This is a genomic window from Pseudomonas sp. LBUM1651, from assembly GCF_059716135.1.
Genome location: NZ_CP166805.1, coordinates 2,969,427 through 2,985,499 on the forward strand (window position 1 = coordinate 2,969,427; position 16,073 = coordinate 2,985,499).

At 56.5% G+C, this 16,073-nt stretch carries 14 protein-coding genes and 2 pseudogenes; 10 read left to right on the top strand and 6 right to left on the bottom strand.

The window, feature by feature from the left end; translation table 11 throughout:
* Window positions 1-175: 175 nt before the first annotated feature.
* The 4 genes and pseudogenes from tnpC to ACA066_RS13865 all read left to right on the top strand — a co-directional run.
* Window positions 176-1,138: pseudogene (gene tnpC / locus ACA066_RS13850) on the top strand (IS66 family transposase); the annotation flags it as partial.
* 264 nt (window positions 1,139-1,402) lie between these two features.
* Window positions 1,403-1,783, top strand: coding sequence for a hypothetical protein (locus ACA066_RS13855; RefSeq protein WP_009043509.1), 381 nt, complete (start codon window positions 1,403-1,405; stop codon window positions 1,781-1,783).
* 126 nt (window positions 1,784-1,909) lie between these two features.
* Entirely contained in the window at window positions 1,910-2,257 is a 348-nt protein-coding gene (locus ACA066_RS13860) for an exonuclease domain-containing protein (protein ID WP_497699682.1), read from the top strand.
* Between the two features lie 59 nt (window positions 2,258-2,316).
* Window positions 2,317-3,312 carry an IS5 family transposase gene (locus ACA066_RS13865; protein ID WP_497699683.1) on the top strand — a complete coding sequence of 332 codons (996 nt, stop codon included), beginning with the start codon at window positions 2,317-2,319 and terminating at the stop codon, window positions 3,310-3,312.
* Between the two features lie 49 nt (window positions 3,313-3,361).
* Here the strand turns inward: ACA066_RS13865 and ACA066_RS13870 are convergent, their stop codons facing one another.
* The 4 genes and pseudogenes from ACA066_RS13870 to ACA066_RS13885 form a co-directional block, all read right to left on the bottom strand.
* Window positions 3,362-4,057, bottom strand: a complete 696-nt coding sequence (locus ACA066_RS13870) for a VIT1/CCC1 transporter family protein (protein ID WP_497699684.1) — start codon at window positions 4,055-4,057, stop codon at window positions 3,362-3,364.
* Window positions 4,058-4,307: 250 nt separating this feature from the next.
* Complete coding sequence (locus ACA066_RS13875; protein WP_497699685.1) at window positions 4,308-4,673, bottom strand: histone-like nucleoid-structuring protein, MvaT/MvaU family; 366 nt, start codon at window positions 4,671-4,673, stop codon at window positions 4,308-4,310.
* Window positions 4,674-5,269: 596 nt separating this feature from the next.
* Window positions 5,270-5,512, bottom strand: a complete 243-nt coding sequence (locus ACA066_RS13880; protein WP_497404087.1) for a con-10 family general stress protein — start codon at window positions 5,510-5,512, stop codon at window positions 5,270-5,272.
* A 24-nt stretch (window positions 5,513-5,536) separates the two neighbouring features.
* Window positions 5,537-5,698, bottom strand: a pseudogene (locus ACA066_RS13885) (con-10 family general stress protein); the annotation flags it as partial.
* Between the two features lie 267 nt (window positions 5,699-5,965).
* Here ACA066_RS13885 and ACA066_RS13890 point away from each other — a divergent pair.
* Window positions 5,966-6,523: an ATP-dependent Clp protease proteolytic subunit gene (locus ACA066_RS13890; RefSeq protein ID WP_497396761.1), complete on the top strand. Its 558-nt coding sequence runs from the start codon at window positions 5,966-5,968 to the stop codon at window positions 6,521-6,523.
* A 240-nt stretch (window positions 6,524-6,763) separates the two neighbouring features.
* Here ACA066_RS13890 and ACA066_RS13895 read toward each other — a convergent pair whose 3' ends face one another.
* Entirely contained in the window at window positions 6,764-6,919 is a 156-nt protein-coding gene (locus ACA066_RS13895; RefSeq protein ID WP_497699686.1) for a DUF4113 domain-containing protein, read from the bottom strand.
* A gap of 351 nt (window positions 6,920-7,270) precedes the next feature.
* On the opposite strand from ACA066_RS13895, the gene ACA066_RS13900 reads away from it, so the two are divergent.
* From ACA066_RS13900 to ACA066_RS13910, 3 genes are read left to right on the top strand one after another with little or no spacing between them, the layout of a single operon-like run.
* Window positions 7,271-8,569, top strand: coding sequence for a sialidase family protein (locus tag ACA066_RS13900; protein ID WP_497699687.1), 1,299 nt, complete (start codon window positions 7,271-7,273; stop codon window positions 8,567-8,569).
* Complete coding sequence (locus ACA066_RS13905; protein WP_497699688.1) at window positions 8,566-9,180, top strand: hypothetical protein; 615 nt, start codon at window positions 8,566-8,568, stop codon at window positions 9,178-9,180. The genes ACA066_RS13900 and ACA066_RS13905 overlap by 4 nt, the downstream gene beginning before the upstream one ends.
* A 32-nt stretch (window positions 9,181-9,212) precedes the next feature.
* The gene (locus ACA066_RS13910; RefSeq protein WP_497699689.1) at window positions 9,213-11,249 is read left to right on the top strand and encodes an LTA synthase family protein; all 2,037 of its coding nucleotides are present in this window, start codon (window positions 9,213-9,215) and stop codon (window positions 11,247-11,249) included.
* A gap of 72 nt (window positions 11,250-11,321) precedes the next feature.
* Here the strand turns inward: ACA066_RS13910 and ACA066_RS13915 are convergent, their stop codons facing one another.
* On the bottom strand, window positions 11,322-13,109 hold the full coding sequence (locus tag ACA066_RS13915; RefSeq protein WP_497699690.1) for a SulP family inorganic anion transporter: 1,788 nt from the start codon (window positions 13,107-13,109) through the stop codon (window positions 11,322-11,324).
* Between the two features lie 337 nt (window positions 13,110-13,446).
* Here ACA066_RS13915 and ACA066_RS13920 point away from each other — a divergent pair, with 337 nt between their 5' ends.
* Both ACA066_RS13920 and ACA066_RS13925 read left to right on the top strand, forming a co-directional pair.
* Window positions 13,447-15,072, top strand: a complete 1,626-nt coding sequence (locus tag ACA066_RS13920; RefSeq protein WP_497699691.1) for a methyl-accepting chemotaxis protein — start codon at window positions 13,447-13,449, stop codon at window positions 15,070-15,072.
* A 142-nt stretch (window positions 15,073-15,214) separates the two neighbouring features.
* Window positions 15,215-16,036, top strand: coding sequence for a DeoR/GlpR family DNA-binding transcription regulator (locus tag ACA066_RS13925; protein ID WP_497699692.1), 822 nt, complete (start codon window positions 15,215-15,217; stop codon window positions 16,034-16,036).
* Window positions 16,037-16,073 lie beyond the last annotated feature (37 nt).

A 16,073-nucleotide genomic window follows, 5' to 3' on the forward strand; every position in this document is an offset into this window, starting at 1 on the left:
GCCGCTGCATTATCCGCCGGCCAACTCACAACGACCGCACCCCTCGAGTGGGGGACTTCGATGCGGATAGTGGCAGCAAGAGCTTGAGGCGATGTCGACGGCGATGTCTTGACCGGAATAAAGGCAGTTTGCAGTGCCAGGTTTTTCTGCTCATGCACCCGAATCCACTTATGGAAAATATGCCGACGGCCTGCCGCTGTATCGCTTCGAGACGGTACTGAGCCGCCATGGCATCCAGACCCTGGCGCGCTGGGTGATTCAGTGTGGCGAGCAATTGCAGCCCTTGCTCAACTTGATGCGCGACAAGCTGCTGGACAGCCCGGTGATCCACTGCGACGCAACCCGTGTGCAGGTGCTGAAAGAGCCGGGGCGCGATCCGAGCAGCCAATCCTGGATGTGGGTGCAAACCGGCGGCCCGCCCGGCAGGCCAGTGATCCTGTTCGACTACTCCACCAGCCGTGCACAGGAGGTGCCGTTGCGCCTGCTAGTGGGCTATCGCGGTTATTTGATGACCGACGACTACGCCGGCTACAACGCCGTGGCCGCACAGTCGGGTGTTGAGCGCTTGGCCTGCTGGGCGCATGCGCGGCGCAAGTTCGTCGAAGCACAGAAGGTGCAGCCCAAGGGCAAAACCGGGCGGGCCGACGTGGCGCTGAATCTGATCAACAAGCTCTACGGCATCGAACGCGACTTCAAAGAAGCCAGCGCCGAGCAACGCCATCGGGGCCGACAGCAGCACAGCCAACCTATCCTGGCCCAACTGAAAAGCTGGTTGGAGAAAACTCAGCCCCAGGTCGCTGCGCAGAACGCCCTCGGCAAGGCGGTGAACTACCTGGCCAGCAACTGGAGCCGGCTTGAACGCTACGTCGAAGCCGGCCACCTGCCCATCGACAATAACGCCGCCGAACGCGCGATCCGGCCCTTCGTCATCGGCCGCAAGAACTGGCTATTCAGCGACACGCCCAAGGGCGCGACCACCAGCGCCCAGCTCTACAGCCTGGTGGAAACCGCCAAGGCCAACGACCAGGAGCCCTACGCCTACCTGCGCCACATCCTCGAGTGCCTCCCCCAGGCCAAGGCCGTCGAGGACTACGAAGCGCTGCTGCCGTGGCGCTGTGCACCAGCCATCGCATACTGACAGCCAACCCTCTCATAAAAGGATGGGGGTTTATGGCGCGCTTACGGATAAACGTCCGTCACCATAGGTGCAACACCTTTGCCAAGGCTGCCTGAATCCGACTCCAAAGTGCCTATGGGCGCATCGTTCGAGGGTTCTGACGACGATCAGACGCTTGATGCCAAAAAGAGGCGGAGAGTAGATTCTGGCAAGCGATGAGCAGACATTTTTTTTTCGATTTACTCTGATACGCTGCTGAAACACTCGTTTACAGGAGTTGTTCGCATGATTGGCAAGTTAATTTCGACGGGTTTCAGTTTGGCCACCTTGCCCGCCCGCCTGACTTTTCGCAGCGTCCGCGCCTTGGCCATGACGCCTGCCGAAGCCAGCCGCCTGCTGGCGGACATGCGTCAGGCATCGGATCAGGCGGTGCAGGAACTCCAGGGGCTGTTGGCCAACGTCGATGCGGACATGACCCACAAAACGGCGCACCTCAGTGCTGCCGACAAGCGCCTGGCAGCCGAACTGGCCCTGCACGCCGCCGAACAACACCTGAACATGGCCGCGATCAACATTCTGCGGGCCGTCTGGCTGACGCTTCACTCGACGCCGAACTTGCCGCCAAGCGAGCTTGATAAGCGGCTCGAACAGACACGTAACGACTAACAGACCGTCCGGCGGATCGGTCGATCCGAGCGAGAAATGGGAGCTCAGCATCCTTGAATCGGCGCTTCATGTGCAGGTGGGATTTATGGAGCGCTTACGGAGCTTTCACGTGAGGACGATCTTGCCATGAGCATTGAAGCAAAACTCCTTCATCTTCAATCCATCCAAAATCTCCTCGCACCATACCGCTACCTCTATTGCGTAGACCTTGAGGCGACCTGTGATGAGGTTGGTGAGTCGGAATCACCAAGGCCGCTTGCAGTCGTCCCTGACCAGATGGAAACGATTGAAATTGGCCTGGTGGTGATTGATCTGGAATCGCTTGAGATCGTCGATCAATTCCAGCGCTTCGTTCGACCTCAGATCAATCCCATCCTTACCGACTTCTGCAAAAAGCTGACATCCATTGAGCAAGCAGACGTGGACAGTGCAGGAACCTATAAAGAGGTTGGCCAGGAGCTAGGGAAACTCTGAAAAAGACTTCGAGATTTGGTGAAATACGTACCCCACACGAACAGAACGGTTGAGCCCCGATGAAACAGATGTCCTTCGCCGATGCCGAGTATGCCGGCAAGCGTAAGCAGACCCGCCGCGAGCGCTTCCTGATCGAGATGGATCAGGTGGTGCCCTGGAAGGGTTTGATTGCCTTGATCGAGCCGTATTATCCAAAGGGTGAAGGCGGTCGTCCGGCGTATCCGTTGCTGGCCATGTTGCGGGTTCATCTGATGCAGAACTGGTTCGGTTACAGCGATCCGGCGATGGAAGAAGCACTGTACGAGACCACGATCCTGCGCCAGTTTTCGGGGCTGCATCTGGATCGGATTCCCGATGAAACCACGATCCTCAACTTCCGGCGCCTGCTGGAGAAATATGAGTTGGCGGGCGGGATTTTGCAGGTTATCAATGGCTATCTGGGTGATCGTGGTTTGATGCTGCGTCACGGCACGGTGGTCGATGCGACGATCATTCATGCGCCGAGTTCGACCAAGAACAAGGACGGTAAACGCGACCCTGAAATGCATCAGACGAAGAAAGGAAACCAATATTTCTTCGGGATGAAAGCGCACATCGGCGTCGACGCCGAATCCGGCCTGGTGCATAGCCTGGTGGGCACCGCAGCGAATGTAGCGGACGTGACACAGGTCGATCAGTTACTGCATGGCGAGGAAACTTACGTGTGCGGGGATGCGGGTTACACCGGAGTGGACAAACGCCCAGAGCATCAGGGCCGCAAGATGATCTGGTCGATTGCCGCCCGGCCCAGCAGCTATAAAAAGCACGCGAAAAAGAGTTTGATCGGGCGCATGCGACGCAAGATCGAATACGCGAAAGCGCAGATACGGGCCAAGGTTGAACATCCGTTTCGAGTGATCAAGCGCCAGTTTGGCTATACGAAAGTGCGCTTTCGTGGCTTGTCGAAAAACATCGTTCAACAGACAACCTTGTTCGCTTTGTCGAATCTGTGGATGGTGCGAAAGCTGCTTTTCTCTTGCCTTCAAATATATAAACCCTGTTCCATCCTTGTATAAAGGCCCACTCTCACCATCAAGAATTTAATTCTGGAACCCGCTCCGGGTTTTATACTGTGGTTCCCAACAGGGTACCGACTCCTGCTGCCACCGCCATCGAAAGCGCACTCCAAAAAGTCACACGTAAAACCCCATTTTTAATATTCGCCCCGCCGACCTTGGCCGCCAAGCCGCCAAGGATAGCAAGGAAGACCAACGACGCGACGACGATGACTGGGATGAGATGTTCTTGTGGAACTACTACGACCACGAGTAATGGTAGTGCCGCACCTACGGCAAAGCTTAGCGCAGATGCAAGAGCAGCCTGTAATGGCTTTGCACTCATCGCATCGGTGATTCCCAACTCATCTCGGGCATGCGCCCCCAAGGCGTCGTGATCCATTAGTTTAGTCGCGACTTCTTTTGCAAGCGGCGCCTCAAGTCCTCGCTCAACATAAATTCCTGTCAGTTCACGATTCTCGCCCTTCGGATTTTCCTGAATCTCAATTCGCTCCGTCTCTAGGGCAGCCGCTTCCGTGTCGGCTTGGGACTGCACGGAAACGTACTCTCCGGTAGCCATCGACATAGCACCGGCGACGAGAGCAGAGACACCCGCTACAAGGATGCTGTTGTGAGTTGCGTGAGAGGCGGCTACGCCCAGAATCAGACTTGAAGTTGAAACGATTCCGTCATTGGCCCCCAATACGGCAGCGCGCAGCCAACCAATGTTTTCTATTGAGTGTTTCTCTTTATGATGCGCTGCCATTCTGGAATTCTCCGTGTGAAAAATTGCATTAGGTCGGGTCACTCTGGCGTCATGAGCACCGTGAGATTCATGTTGATGAACGGAGATCCAATCACCGGTAATGACTGAATCAACCGATTAAATTTCAGAAAGATGCTTTACGCTGCCAGCATGCCCCAGAACATACCGATCACGGCAAAAAGCCATTACAATAGTACATCGTGTTTAACAAAAAAGGCCCTCGAAGGGCCCTTTTGTACTCAAACCAAAATCACTTGATCAGCCAGGACTCTACGGTGTCGGAGCCGTATTTCGCTTTCCATTCCTTCAGAGTCTTGTGGTTGCCACCCTTGGTTTCAACGACTTCGCTGGATTCTGGATTTTTGTAGACCTTCACTTGGCGTGGCTTTCTCGTACCGGATTTTGCCTCGGTAGCTGGTGCGCGACGACCAGCCTTAGGGTCAAGCAAGTTGATCACGTTCAGCAGGCTATAGCCGTACTCGGCGAGCAAAGCGCGCAGCTTTGTTTCAAATTCAATTTCTTTCTTCAGGCCAGCATCGCCCTTCAAGGCTTCAAGAGCCTGAAGTTGCTCGGCGAGGTGTTTTTCCAGCTGACGAAATTCTGCAAGCTTAGACATGGGCAGTCTCTATGTAATTAGTCTCCTAACAGTACACCAAAACAGCGATGTGCATGAAGTGGCGACAAGAGAATGTTTGACTAATCGCGAATAGGGAAAATTAGTGCGATGGCGCCACCTCTGAGACTGGCTCGCGGAACGGAACTGGAAGCGAAGGTGTCATTTGTATTAGACACCATAGTGTCGTAATCCTGTTGAGATAGAGAGGTGGTTTTCATGAACAATCTTATCTACATCGTCGGGGCAGTTGTGATCGTCCTAGTTATTCTTTCGTTTGTCGGTCTTGTATAGCCTCAGCTGCTGGGCACATTTCGACGATGTACATGGACGTCGCTCGGTCTTAGATTTTGTACGCTGAAGAGAGTTAAGGCTCTCGAGTTATCACCGAGATCTTGCATTTCGCTCGATGATCGCGAATTTGATTTGGTCAATGGCATTGGGGGGGATAGAACTATGACTGTTCCGCTGAGATGTTTGTCAGTTGACTCTTTTTGACGCCGATCATTCCCATTAACCTGGCAACTCGTCTCCGGCGTACACCCAGCGATAAAGATCAAGCCCCGAGAAAAATACGGGGCTTGATGTATCACACGGCATTAGGATTTACGTCCGCCACCGGGGCTGTGTTCACCTCCTTTTCGGCCCGCCTCAGAGGCTTTTTCCCTGTCTGCAAGGTTATCGCCGCGACCACTTCCCTGGCCACCGCTGGTCGACCGATCTACATCGCTAGACTGCCGTCCGCCCGAAGCCTGGCCGCCTTTCTGGCCCGCCTTAGAGGCTTTGTCGGTGTCTTCGGCAAAGCTGCCTCCGCGACCCGCTCCCAGCCCACCGCCAGACATGCGGTCAGCATCTTTTGACTGCTGTCCGCCTGAAGCCTGACCACCTTTTTGGCCCGCCTCAGAAGCTCGTTGTGGATCATTAACAAAATTGCCGCCTGATGCCTCTCCGCCTTTCTTGCCGGCTTCAGAGGCCTTATCCCGGTCATTGCCAAAGTTTCCGGGGGGTTTGTTTCCGATATTAGCCATTTTTGTTCACCTCTTCCTTTCTCAGGGAGGAACTCATGTGCTGATCTCTAATTATAGGTCAGGAAAAATCGAAAGTTAAACTGAAATGCCCATCTCCGGATGGGCGGAATGAGGAAGATAGTTCCCCGCAAATTTGGCCTGATCGACTGGCGGCGGAAGTAGTCGCCGATCACCCTGCACTTGGATTACTCTCAAAAGGAGTCCAATTTTTTACTAGGATATAAATCCTGTTAAGTCCTCCGAGTGTCGTGCAAGGGAGGTAAGCCGATGACCGAACACATCGTCCATTTTCACTGCCAGATCGATCAGGGAACCACCGAGCGCTTCAGGGATTGTTGTCTCGAGGCCATCGACCAAGGTGCTACGTCGCTGTTACTAAATCTGTCCACCTGCGGTGGCAGCACCAATTTCGGCTTCACGCTCTACACCTTCCTGAAGTCATTGCCGGTGCCACTTTGCGCGATTAATGCCGGCAACATCGAGTCGATGGGCATCATCATGTTTTTGGCGGCAGGTCGTCGCATCACGTCGCCTCACGCGCGCTTCCTGATTCACCCGATGAACTGGTACTTCAGTCAAAAATCGGTCGACCATCAACGCTTGCGCGAGTACCTGTTGAGCCTCGACAACGACCTCGCGCGCTACGTGCAAATTTTCACACTCGAAACCGCTGACGCAACGACCAAACTCGATATTTTCCATTGCCTTTCAGCGGAAGAGAAGGTCATCGCTGCACACGAATCCCTGGCCTACGGCATTGCTCATGAGATGCAGCAAATGATGTTCGCAGATGATGTCAAACACTGGAAAGTAAGTGGTGGATGAGGTCGAAGCGGTCGTCATGAGCAGACAGCGTGAAAACTCCATAACGCATCCACACTCCTGTACTCCGCTAACCCGTGGATTTCCGAGGGTCTGCGGTACGAGGGAATGTCCTTTCTTCCTGAATAGTCCCGTCCGCTACCTTCGTTCGTAGTAGGCGTCGATATCGGTTTCAAGTTGCCCATCGATCACCCTTACGTCCTCAGCAGTGAACTCCATGGTCTATCCATGTAGAAACCCGCCTCACCTGCAGTAAACAGTCCAGAGCTGATCAACCCGAGTCGTGAAGCTCTGACTCATCATCTCTCGTCGCATCCCCCAATCCGGATCGGTCGGCACACTCGCCAAGCGCATAGTCCCCCTACCCCACCTGCCATTGATCGCATCCAAAACGCCCATCACCTTATCTGTCGCTTCCGGCTGAGAGATCGAAAAAAGATCTTCGGTGTGAACGCTCGTCAGGGGGCAAATCGATCCGATTGCTAGTGAACGACCGTCTTAGAAAACCCATATGAGTAACGCAGGTTTGCAGTCCAGTCACCCGCCGTCGAGATCGGGTTTTCGATAAACGGTCTGACGCCTGATGAAGGTTGCAAGCCATTGATAAACAGGGTTGTCGACTAAACTTACCGCCGGATGATGCGCTACAAACATTTGCTTACAAAACAGCAGCTCGCTAAAGAACGAGTCTGTAACTACAAGTGATAGTTTGGGCTCCCTGATCTGGCCATGAGATGCCCAGCCTTAATTATGCGCATCCAACTACCCTGCCTTCCTTCCCTCGGGGCTTACCTCGCCCTTTCTTGCCTGTTTGCGGCCGCATGGTTTACCCATCCTGCTCCTGTGCATTCTTCCTTTGCCCTGATGAGTCCGGTGGGGGCTGTGGCCGAGCAAGTCGCCAAACCCATTTATACCAGTCGTTTTGCCTCATCCGGGCTGGTGGACTTCGTGCATTCCTCGGCGGTAACCGCCTTGCCTGACGGTAGCCTGATGGCGGTCTGGTTCGCCGGCACTCGCGAAGGTGCAGCCGATGTGCAAGTGCGCTCTGCCCGCTTCGACGCGGAAACCGGCGAATGGGGTGCGGAACAGGTATTGGCGACGCGGGATTCGACCCAACAGGGCACTCGAAAATACATCCGGAAACTGGGCAATCCGGTCGTGGCGCTCGCACCGGACAACCGCCTCTGGTTGTTCTACGTGTCGGTGTCCATGGGGGGCTGGGCCGGCAGTGCGGTCAACGTGATGGTCTCTGACGACTATGGTCGCCAGTGGTCCGCGCCCCGCCAATTGATCACCTCGCCCTTTCTGAATATCAGCACACTGGTACGTTCGGCCCCGGTGTTTCATGCCGACGGTTCCATCGGCTTACCGGTCTATCACGAGTTTCTGGGCAAGTTTGCCGAGTACCTGTACCTGAGCGCAGACGGTGATGTGATAGATAAATTCCGCATCAGCCACGGCAACAATTCATTGCAACCTACGGTCGTTCCGCTGGGTGGACAGCGCGGTATCGCCTTGTTGCGCTATGCCGGAAACACCTATCACCGTGTGCTGGCGACCCGCACTGAAGACGCCGGGCAAACCTGGAGCGAACCTTATCCGCTCGCCCCCTCCAATCCGAACTCCTCGTTGGCAGCCATCGCAACGCCCGAACACGGGTTGCTGGTGGCGCTCAATGATTTGCAGGAGGGCCGCTTCAAACTGAGTCTTTATGGTACCGACGCAAAAATGGACGATTGGCGCTCTCTACGGGATCTCGACAAATCACCTGATCCCGAGGGCGACAGTTTTTCACCCGAGGCTTACAAGGAAATCATCGGTAAAGAGTTTCGCGGTTCAAGTGGCGTACTTCGCCAACCGCTGGAAGCGCAGTTCCTGAACAACCTCGACAGCCGGGTCTGTAAGGCGCAAGCCTGCAGTTTCGAATATGAATACCCGTACTTCATCCGAAGTCCCGACGGTATGTATCACCTGGTTTATTCCTGGAACAACACCTTCATCAAGCACGTCACCTTCAACGATGCATGGTTGTCGGAGCGTGCCAAATGATCAACCTGTGGCAAGCCCATATCAGCTTCACAATGATCATTTTCCTGTTGCTGCCTTCTTTTGGCTTGAAGAGAACCGCGCGGATCGCGCTGTTGGTCGCATTGCTGGCAGCCAGCTTCATACCGCTGGATGGCTTGTCGATGGCTGCGTACTTGCGCAGCCACATTGATGACCTTGCGGTCACGACACTGGTTTTCATGGCGTGGGGCTGTTTGCGTCGACTGGGTTTCCTGCCGCCTGCGCAGCAAAGCACGACCAGCGTATTGATCATCTTCGCTGCGATGGCGCTGGTGCTCTACCCGGCAACGCTGGGGTTGACTTATCTGGACCCTTACCGGTTTGGCTTCAGCCCGCGTCCGATGCTGATCTTCGTCGCACTGCTCACGGCAGGCCTGTTTTACCTGCGCAGCTACCTGGCAGTCGTGATGCTGGCCATTGCGACCCTGGCTTTCATCGTCGGGGTAAAACCTTCGCATAACTATTGGGATTACCTGGTTGATCCGCTGCTGGGCCTGTATTGCTGCGTGGCACTGCTGATGCTTGCGGTGCGCTGGACGTATGGCTGGCTAAACACGTTGCGTGGCTCAGTGAAAGACTCCGGATCCGTTTGAGATTCAACGACATTTTTATTAGGGGAACAGGGATGGGTTGGCTGCAATCGAGACGTTTGCATTATTGGCTAGGCGCAACAGCGATTGCGTTTGTGCTGTTTGCATTGCTACGAGTGGTGTTCTTTTTCGGATTCTCCGGTTTCGACGCCAGAGCATTGAGCGACGACCATACAGTCCTGGAAACCCTGGGCATCGGCTTTCGTTTCGATCTGCGCCTGGCCATCCTGGTCATGTTGCCACTGGCGTTGCTGGCCTGGATTCCGCGTTGGAATCTCGTCAGCCGCCGCCTGCTTCGCCCATTGGCACGCGTGTATGTGTCAGTCGCCATGGGCGCCCTGCTGCTGATCTATATCGTCGATTTTGGCCATTACGCCTACCTGGGCGTGAGGATCAACGCCACCGTGCTGCGCTTCATCGAAGACGCGCAAATATCCCGTGACATGGTCTGGCAAACCTACCCGGTCATCTGGATTTCGCTGGGGTGGCTGGCAACGGTTGCACTGGTGACGCTGGCCCTGGTGCGCCTGGAACGCGTGACACTGGACCGCCCCCGCAAAGCCATTCACCCGCTCTCCGCCACCTGGGGTGGCGCGTTGATGGTCGTGCTGGTGCTGCTGGGTATTTTGGGCCGTGTCGAGAACATGAACCTTGAAAACCCTGTCCCGTTGCGCTGGAGCGATGCGTTCTTCTCTGGCAATAACCAGGTCGCCGCGCTGGGCCTGAACCCGGTGATTTTCCTTTACGACACAGTCAAGGTCGGCCAGTCGCGCTATGACGAAGCGCAGGTGCGTGAACACTACGCCGTGATTGCCAAGTACCTGGGGGTCGACCAGCCCGACCCGCAAGCCCTGAATTTCGTCCGTCATCAAGCGCCACAACCCTACAAAGTATCGAGCACACGGCCGCCGAACGTGATGTTTGTCATGCTTGAATCCCTGGGTACCAGTGCCGTCGGCGCCTATGGCAACCCGATCAATCCGACGCCCAATATCGATCGTCTGGCCACGCAGAGCTGGTTCTTCGAGCACTTCTATGTTCCGGTCACCGGGACCGCAAAAACCGTTTGGGCCAGCATCAGCGGGATTCCAGACGTCACTCGACAGGAAACCGCGACGCGTAATCCGCTGATCACCAAACAGCACACATTGATCAATGCCTTCACCGGTTACGAGAAGATCTACACCATTGGCGGCAACTCCGGTTGGGCCAACATGAACGCCTTGATCCGGCAAAGTATCGACGGGGTTCGTTTGCTCGAAGAGCGGAACTGGGAATCCCCGGTCGTGGATGTCTGGGGGATTTCAGATCTGGATCTGTTCAAGGAAACCGACAAGATCCTGCAAGCCCTGCCCAAGGACAAACCGTTCTTTGCCTATGTGCAGACGGCCGGCAACCATCGTCCCTTCACGATTCCCAAGAGTAATGACGGATTCGAGGTCAAGCACCCTACCCTGGCGGAAGTTCAGGCCGCAGGGTCGCGCAGTGTCGAGCAGTACAACGCCGTGCGCTTGCTGGACTTCAACATCGGACGTTTGATGGAAATTGCCAAGGAAGGTGGTTACTACGACAACACAATTTTCGTGCTGTTTGGCGACCATAACACCCGTATCGCCCAGATCCCTTTCCTGGCACCGGCTTATGAGCAACTGGGTCTGGAAAGCAACGCGGTGCCCATGATCATCCACGCACCGGGCCTGCTCGGTACGCGGACCGTCAAGGAAGCCGTCGGCCTGGTGGACTTGCTGCCAACCGTGGCAGGCATGGCCGGCCTCGAGTTTCGCAACAGCGGCCTGGGACGTGATATCCAGCAGCCTGCGCCCGAGGGTGAACGCGTGGTGCCGCTGGTGCTGCGTGAAGGCACGTTCCCGTTGATTGCGGGCGTCACTCAACACTATATGGTGCAGATGCAGCACGACGGCAGCTCGCCGACGCTGCACGACCTGGCGTCACCGACGCCGCTGGACAACGTGGCCCCGCAAAATCCCGAAGAGTTCAATCGCCTGGTGCAGCTGACCCGCGGCTTGCATGAAACTTCAAGGTTGATGCTGTACCAGAACGTGCGCAAGTAACCGGGTTCGCCAGCCCGATTGCGTCGGGGCCGGACTACCGCGCCGGCTCCGATCGCGTGCACGCACTATTATCTACTCGCGATTCTCGTCCTGCCCTTCCTTCCAGTCCTCTGGGTGGACCTTGAGATAGCTGCTGACAGCGACGCCTAATGTCGGAAAGAACGCAGCTTCGCCAAACCGCTCGAAAAGTCCGAATCGCTTCAACTTGTCTTTGACGGGATCCTTCATCTCGGCCACGCATAACGTGATGCCCGCCGCGCTCAAGGTTTCGTCCAGTTCGGCCAGCATGTCGGCGGAAGTCACATCCACGCTGGTGACCGGTTCCGCTGCTACCACCAGCCAACGAACCGGCGTGGGCGATGTCGCCACGGCGTCCAGCACTCGGTCATGGAACAGTTCTGCGTTGGCAAAAAACAACGGGGCATCCCAGCGAAACAGCACCAGACCGGGAATAAGACGCGCATCCGGATAACGCGTGATGTCGTGATAGCCCTGGATGCCTTTGGCGCGACCCAAAACCGCAGAATACGGACGCCAGGCATCCCATAGAAACTCGATCACAGCGACGACGATGGCCAGGCCAATGCCCTCGATGGCGCCGAATACGGCCACACCTGCCGTACAAACGATCGACAACCAGAATTCCCAGCGCTGCATACGATAAATCCGTCGCAGGTCGGCAACTTCCATCAGGCCGATCGCCGATGCGATGACCACCGCCGCCAATGCGCTGGTGGGCAGGTTCTTCAGCAAATCCGGGGCAAACATCAGCAATAAAGCAACCGCCAGCGCGCCCACCACGCCGGTGAGTTGGGTTCGGGCGCCTGCGGCCTCGGCCACGGGAGTCCGTGACGAACTGCTGCTGATGGGAAAGCCCTGGAACAAACCGCCGGCGAGGTTGGCGACGCCGAGTCCTACCATCTCCTGGTTTGGGTCGACATAGGTCTGGGTCCGTGCCGCATAGACACGCGAGAGCACACTGGTGTCGGCGAACGAGACAAGCGCAACGGCGCAACCCCCGATCAGCACAGGAACGATATCGGCGCTGCGGATCCAGGGGATGGCAAACGCCGGCAAGCCTTGGGGCAGAGAACCGAGGACCGCCACATCGTAGGCTGCAAGGTCCAGCACGCCAACCGCGACGGTGGCTCCTGCCACGGCGATCAGAATCCCCGGCACGCGTTTCTTGTCCTTGAGCAACAAGATGACCGCCACGGTGGCCGCGCCGATCATGAAGGTGGTCCAGTTGGTTTTTCCATCCATCACCGAGGTGGCAATGGCCCATAGGTTGCGCAACGGTGCGTCGGTTTCGATCGAAAAGCCGAAAAACCTGGGTAGTTGACTGATCAATACCGTCAATGCGATTCCGTTCATGTAGCCATAGCGGATCGGTTTGGAAAGCAGCTCGGTGACAAAACCCAGCCGCGCGACACCGGCCAGGATGCACACCGTCCCCGAGACGATCGCCATCATGCCGGCAAGGGCGATCGCGCGATGCGGGTCGCCACCGGACAACGGCAGTACTACAGCGAGAATGACGGCTGCCAATGAGGAATCCGGCCCCAGCACCAGGATTCGGCTGGGGCCGAACAACGCATAAGCGAGCAATGGAACAATGGTCGCGTAAAGGCCATAAATGCCGGGCACCCCCGATGCCACCGCGTAGGCGATGCCGACGGGCACCAGCATGGTGGTGAGCACGAGTCCGGCCACAATGTCGTGCTGCAACCATTCCATCTTATAGCTGCCCAACGTGCGCAGCCCCGGCAGCCAACGGCGCCAGCCGGTTTGATCGCCAGTATGCCTGCGCGTAATCCTGCCCGGTTCAGGAACGGGGGGCGGAGCATCCGAATCGCTCATGGGACTTTAGCCCTCAGGGGTAACAAGTAGCGTGCGGTACGTATGGAACAAGCTCGAGATTTATTCCCACTGCGATCATGCTCGGTAGTGAGTGAAAGATTCAACGATGGATTTAGCTCCCTGCAAACTCACCGTCGACCGCGTCGGGGCCGGACTACCGCGCCGGCTCCGATCGCGTGCCTGTCAGGCAGTGATCAAACGTCGCAAATTCATAAATATTCGCCGGTCAAACGATGTTTTTCTCCTAAGTCTCAGCAGATGATGTCAGTGTGCCTTCATTGCAACTGACGCTGACCTCTCGATCGCTATCGCTTAGCTGACTCAGGAATTACGGACTATGGAAAGCTGGAAAATCAGGACTCATCTGCTTGTGCTCACCAGCACTTTGTTGCTGGGTTTGTTGTGTGTCGGCGGGCTTGGACTCTTGGGAATGCAATCCGCTGTACGCAGTCTGGAGACCGTGTATCTCGATCGAGTCGTGCCGCTGCGGGACTTGAAAAAAATCGCTGACCTGTACGCCGTGGACATCGTCGATGCCACCCACAAGGCACGCAATGGCAACTTCACCAACGCTGAATCATTGGCCCGGATAGAGCAAGCGCAGAGGGAAATCGATCAGACGTGGCAAGCGTACAAATCGACTCAACTGATCCCCGCAGAAACCCGTTTAATCGCGCAAATCAACCCGCTGATGGAAGCCACCCACGGGCCATTGAAAAACTTGCAGGGCATGCTGCGCCAGAACGACAACGCCGGTCTCGCACGTTTCGCGACAGATCAGTTGTATCAACTGATCGATCCCTTGTCAGGCAAGTTTTCCGAGTTGATCGAGGTTCAACTGGTGGAGGCCAAAAACCAGTTCGAGCAGAACCAAATCGCCTATAACTCCAGTCTTCAGTTCAGCCTGTTAATTCTGGCATTGGCGCTGATCGCGGGCGTGGCCTACACGTTTTTGTTCTCCCGACTGTTGAGCCGCCAGCTCGGTGCCGAACCGGCAGAACTTGCCGCCATCAGTTCGAACATCGCCCAGGGGAAACTGGCCGCTACACAGTTTGATCGACAACAGCAGTCGACGGGTGTGCTGCACTCCGTCCAGGCGATGCGCCACAGCCTGAGCGACATGATCGGCAAGATCAGCCAGGCCTCCGAGCAGATCGAGGGTGCCACGCTGCAACTGTCTGCATCCTCCGAACAAGGATTGAGCAGCGCCGCCCTGCAAAGCGAGACAGCCTCCTCCATGGCGGCCACAGTAGAAGAGCTTTCCGTCAGCATCACTCACATCGCCGACAATGCTCGACAGGCTCAGAGCACCGCGCAGAAAGCGGGCGAAATCACCAGCGAAGGCATGGAGGTCATGCAGGCATCCATCCAGGAAATGGACCAGATTGCCGATCTGGTTGCACAAAGCTCATCGGACATCGATCAACTGGCGATTCAGTCTAACGACATCAGTCTGATTGTCGGGGTGATTCGGGGCATCGCCGAACAGACCAATCTCCTGGCCCTCAATGCCGCCATCGAAGCGGCTCGCGCGGGCGAGCAAGGTCGCGGCTTCGCCGTGGTCGCCGATGAAGTGCGCAGCCTGGCCGCCCGCACAGCCCAATCCACCACGGAAATCGTGGCCTTGGTCAATGCCATACAAAGCGGCATGGTCAAAGCTAAAGACAGCATGGCCACCGGCTGTGAGCGCGTGACCCATGGCCAGAAACTGGTCGAAAGCGCGGGCCTTTCCATGGGCAGGATCAAGGGTGCACTGGACGAATCCCTTGCGGCGGTCAGTTTCATTTCGTTGTCGCTCCAGGAACAACGCGCCGCCAGTGAACAGGTCGCCTGCAACGTCGAAAGAGTGGCGCAAAGTGTGGAAGAGAACGCCACAGCCCAAGGCGGGATCGTTCGCACAACCCAGGAACTTAAGGCAATGTCCGACGGACTGGGCGTTATTCTGCAGCGGTTCAGTTTCTAAAAGACCGGGGCTCCGTCAAACCATCGACGGCAGTTTACTGAGCAAGGGCTCGTCACATCGTCGCGCTACTGATCCAGCCGTAGATTCGCTACTATGTTTGACCGTTTCCTTTACCGTCAGCTTTCCTCACTTTGGAGCCCGAATGCCTAGTCAAAAGGACATCGCCGCCGAAAGCGGCGCACCGATGATCCCTGAACAGCGCCGTGAATTGATGCTGCGACAGTTGCGCAAGCATCAGGTGCTGAGCGTTCATCAATTGATGGAAATGTTCGACTGTTCGCACATGACCATTCGCCGCGACATCGCGTTGCTGGAGCAGGAAGGTCGTGCTTACTCGGTAACAGGTGGGGTGCGGATCGCCAGCCAGCTCCATAGTGAGCCCAGCCATCAGTTCAAGGCGGTGGTCGAGTTGCCACAGAAGCAGGCCATGGCCAAGCTCGCCGCCCGGTTACTGCATGCCGATATGACGATTTACCTGGATGCGGGCACCAGCACACTGGAAATCGTCTCCTACATCAAGGCGCTTTCCGGCATGACCGTGGTGACTAACGACTTCGGTATTGTCCAGGCCCTGATTGACGCCCCCCATGTCACGGTGATTCATACCGGCGGGCAGCTGGATCACTCAAATCAATCGTGCGTGGGCGGCCTGGCGGTTGCCACCTTGCGTCAGGTCGTCACCGATATCGCCTTCATATCGACCAGTTCCTGGGATTTGCGTCGGGGCCTCACCACGCCTTCGGCGCTGAAGGTGGAGGTCAAGCAAGCCGCGATGCAATCGGCTTCGCAAGTGGTGCTGGTGGCCAGCAGTTCGAAATATGGCACCTTCAGTATGTACAGGATCGCCGGGCTCGAGCAGTTCGACATCATCCTCAGCGATGACGCGTTGACCCCTGCCGCGGCCGATGGCATCCGCAAGCAGGGTGTCGAGCTGTTGCTGCCGTCGGACAATGTTTCGGCGTGAAACAACGGGCTCTTGCATCCAGCAGAGCCCGGCTCCC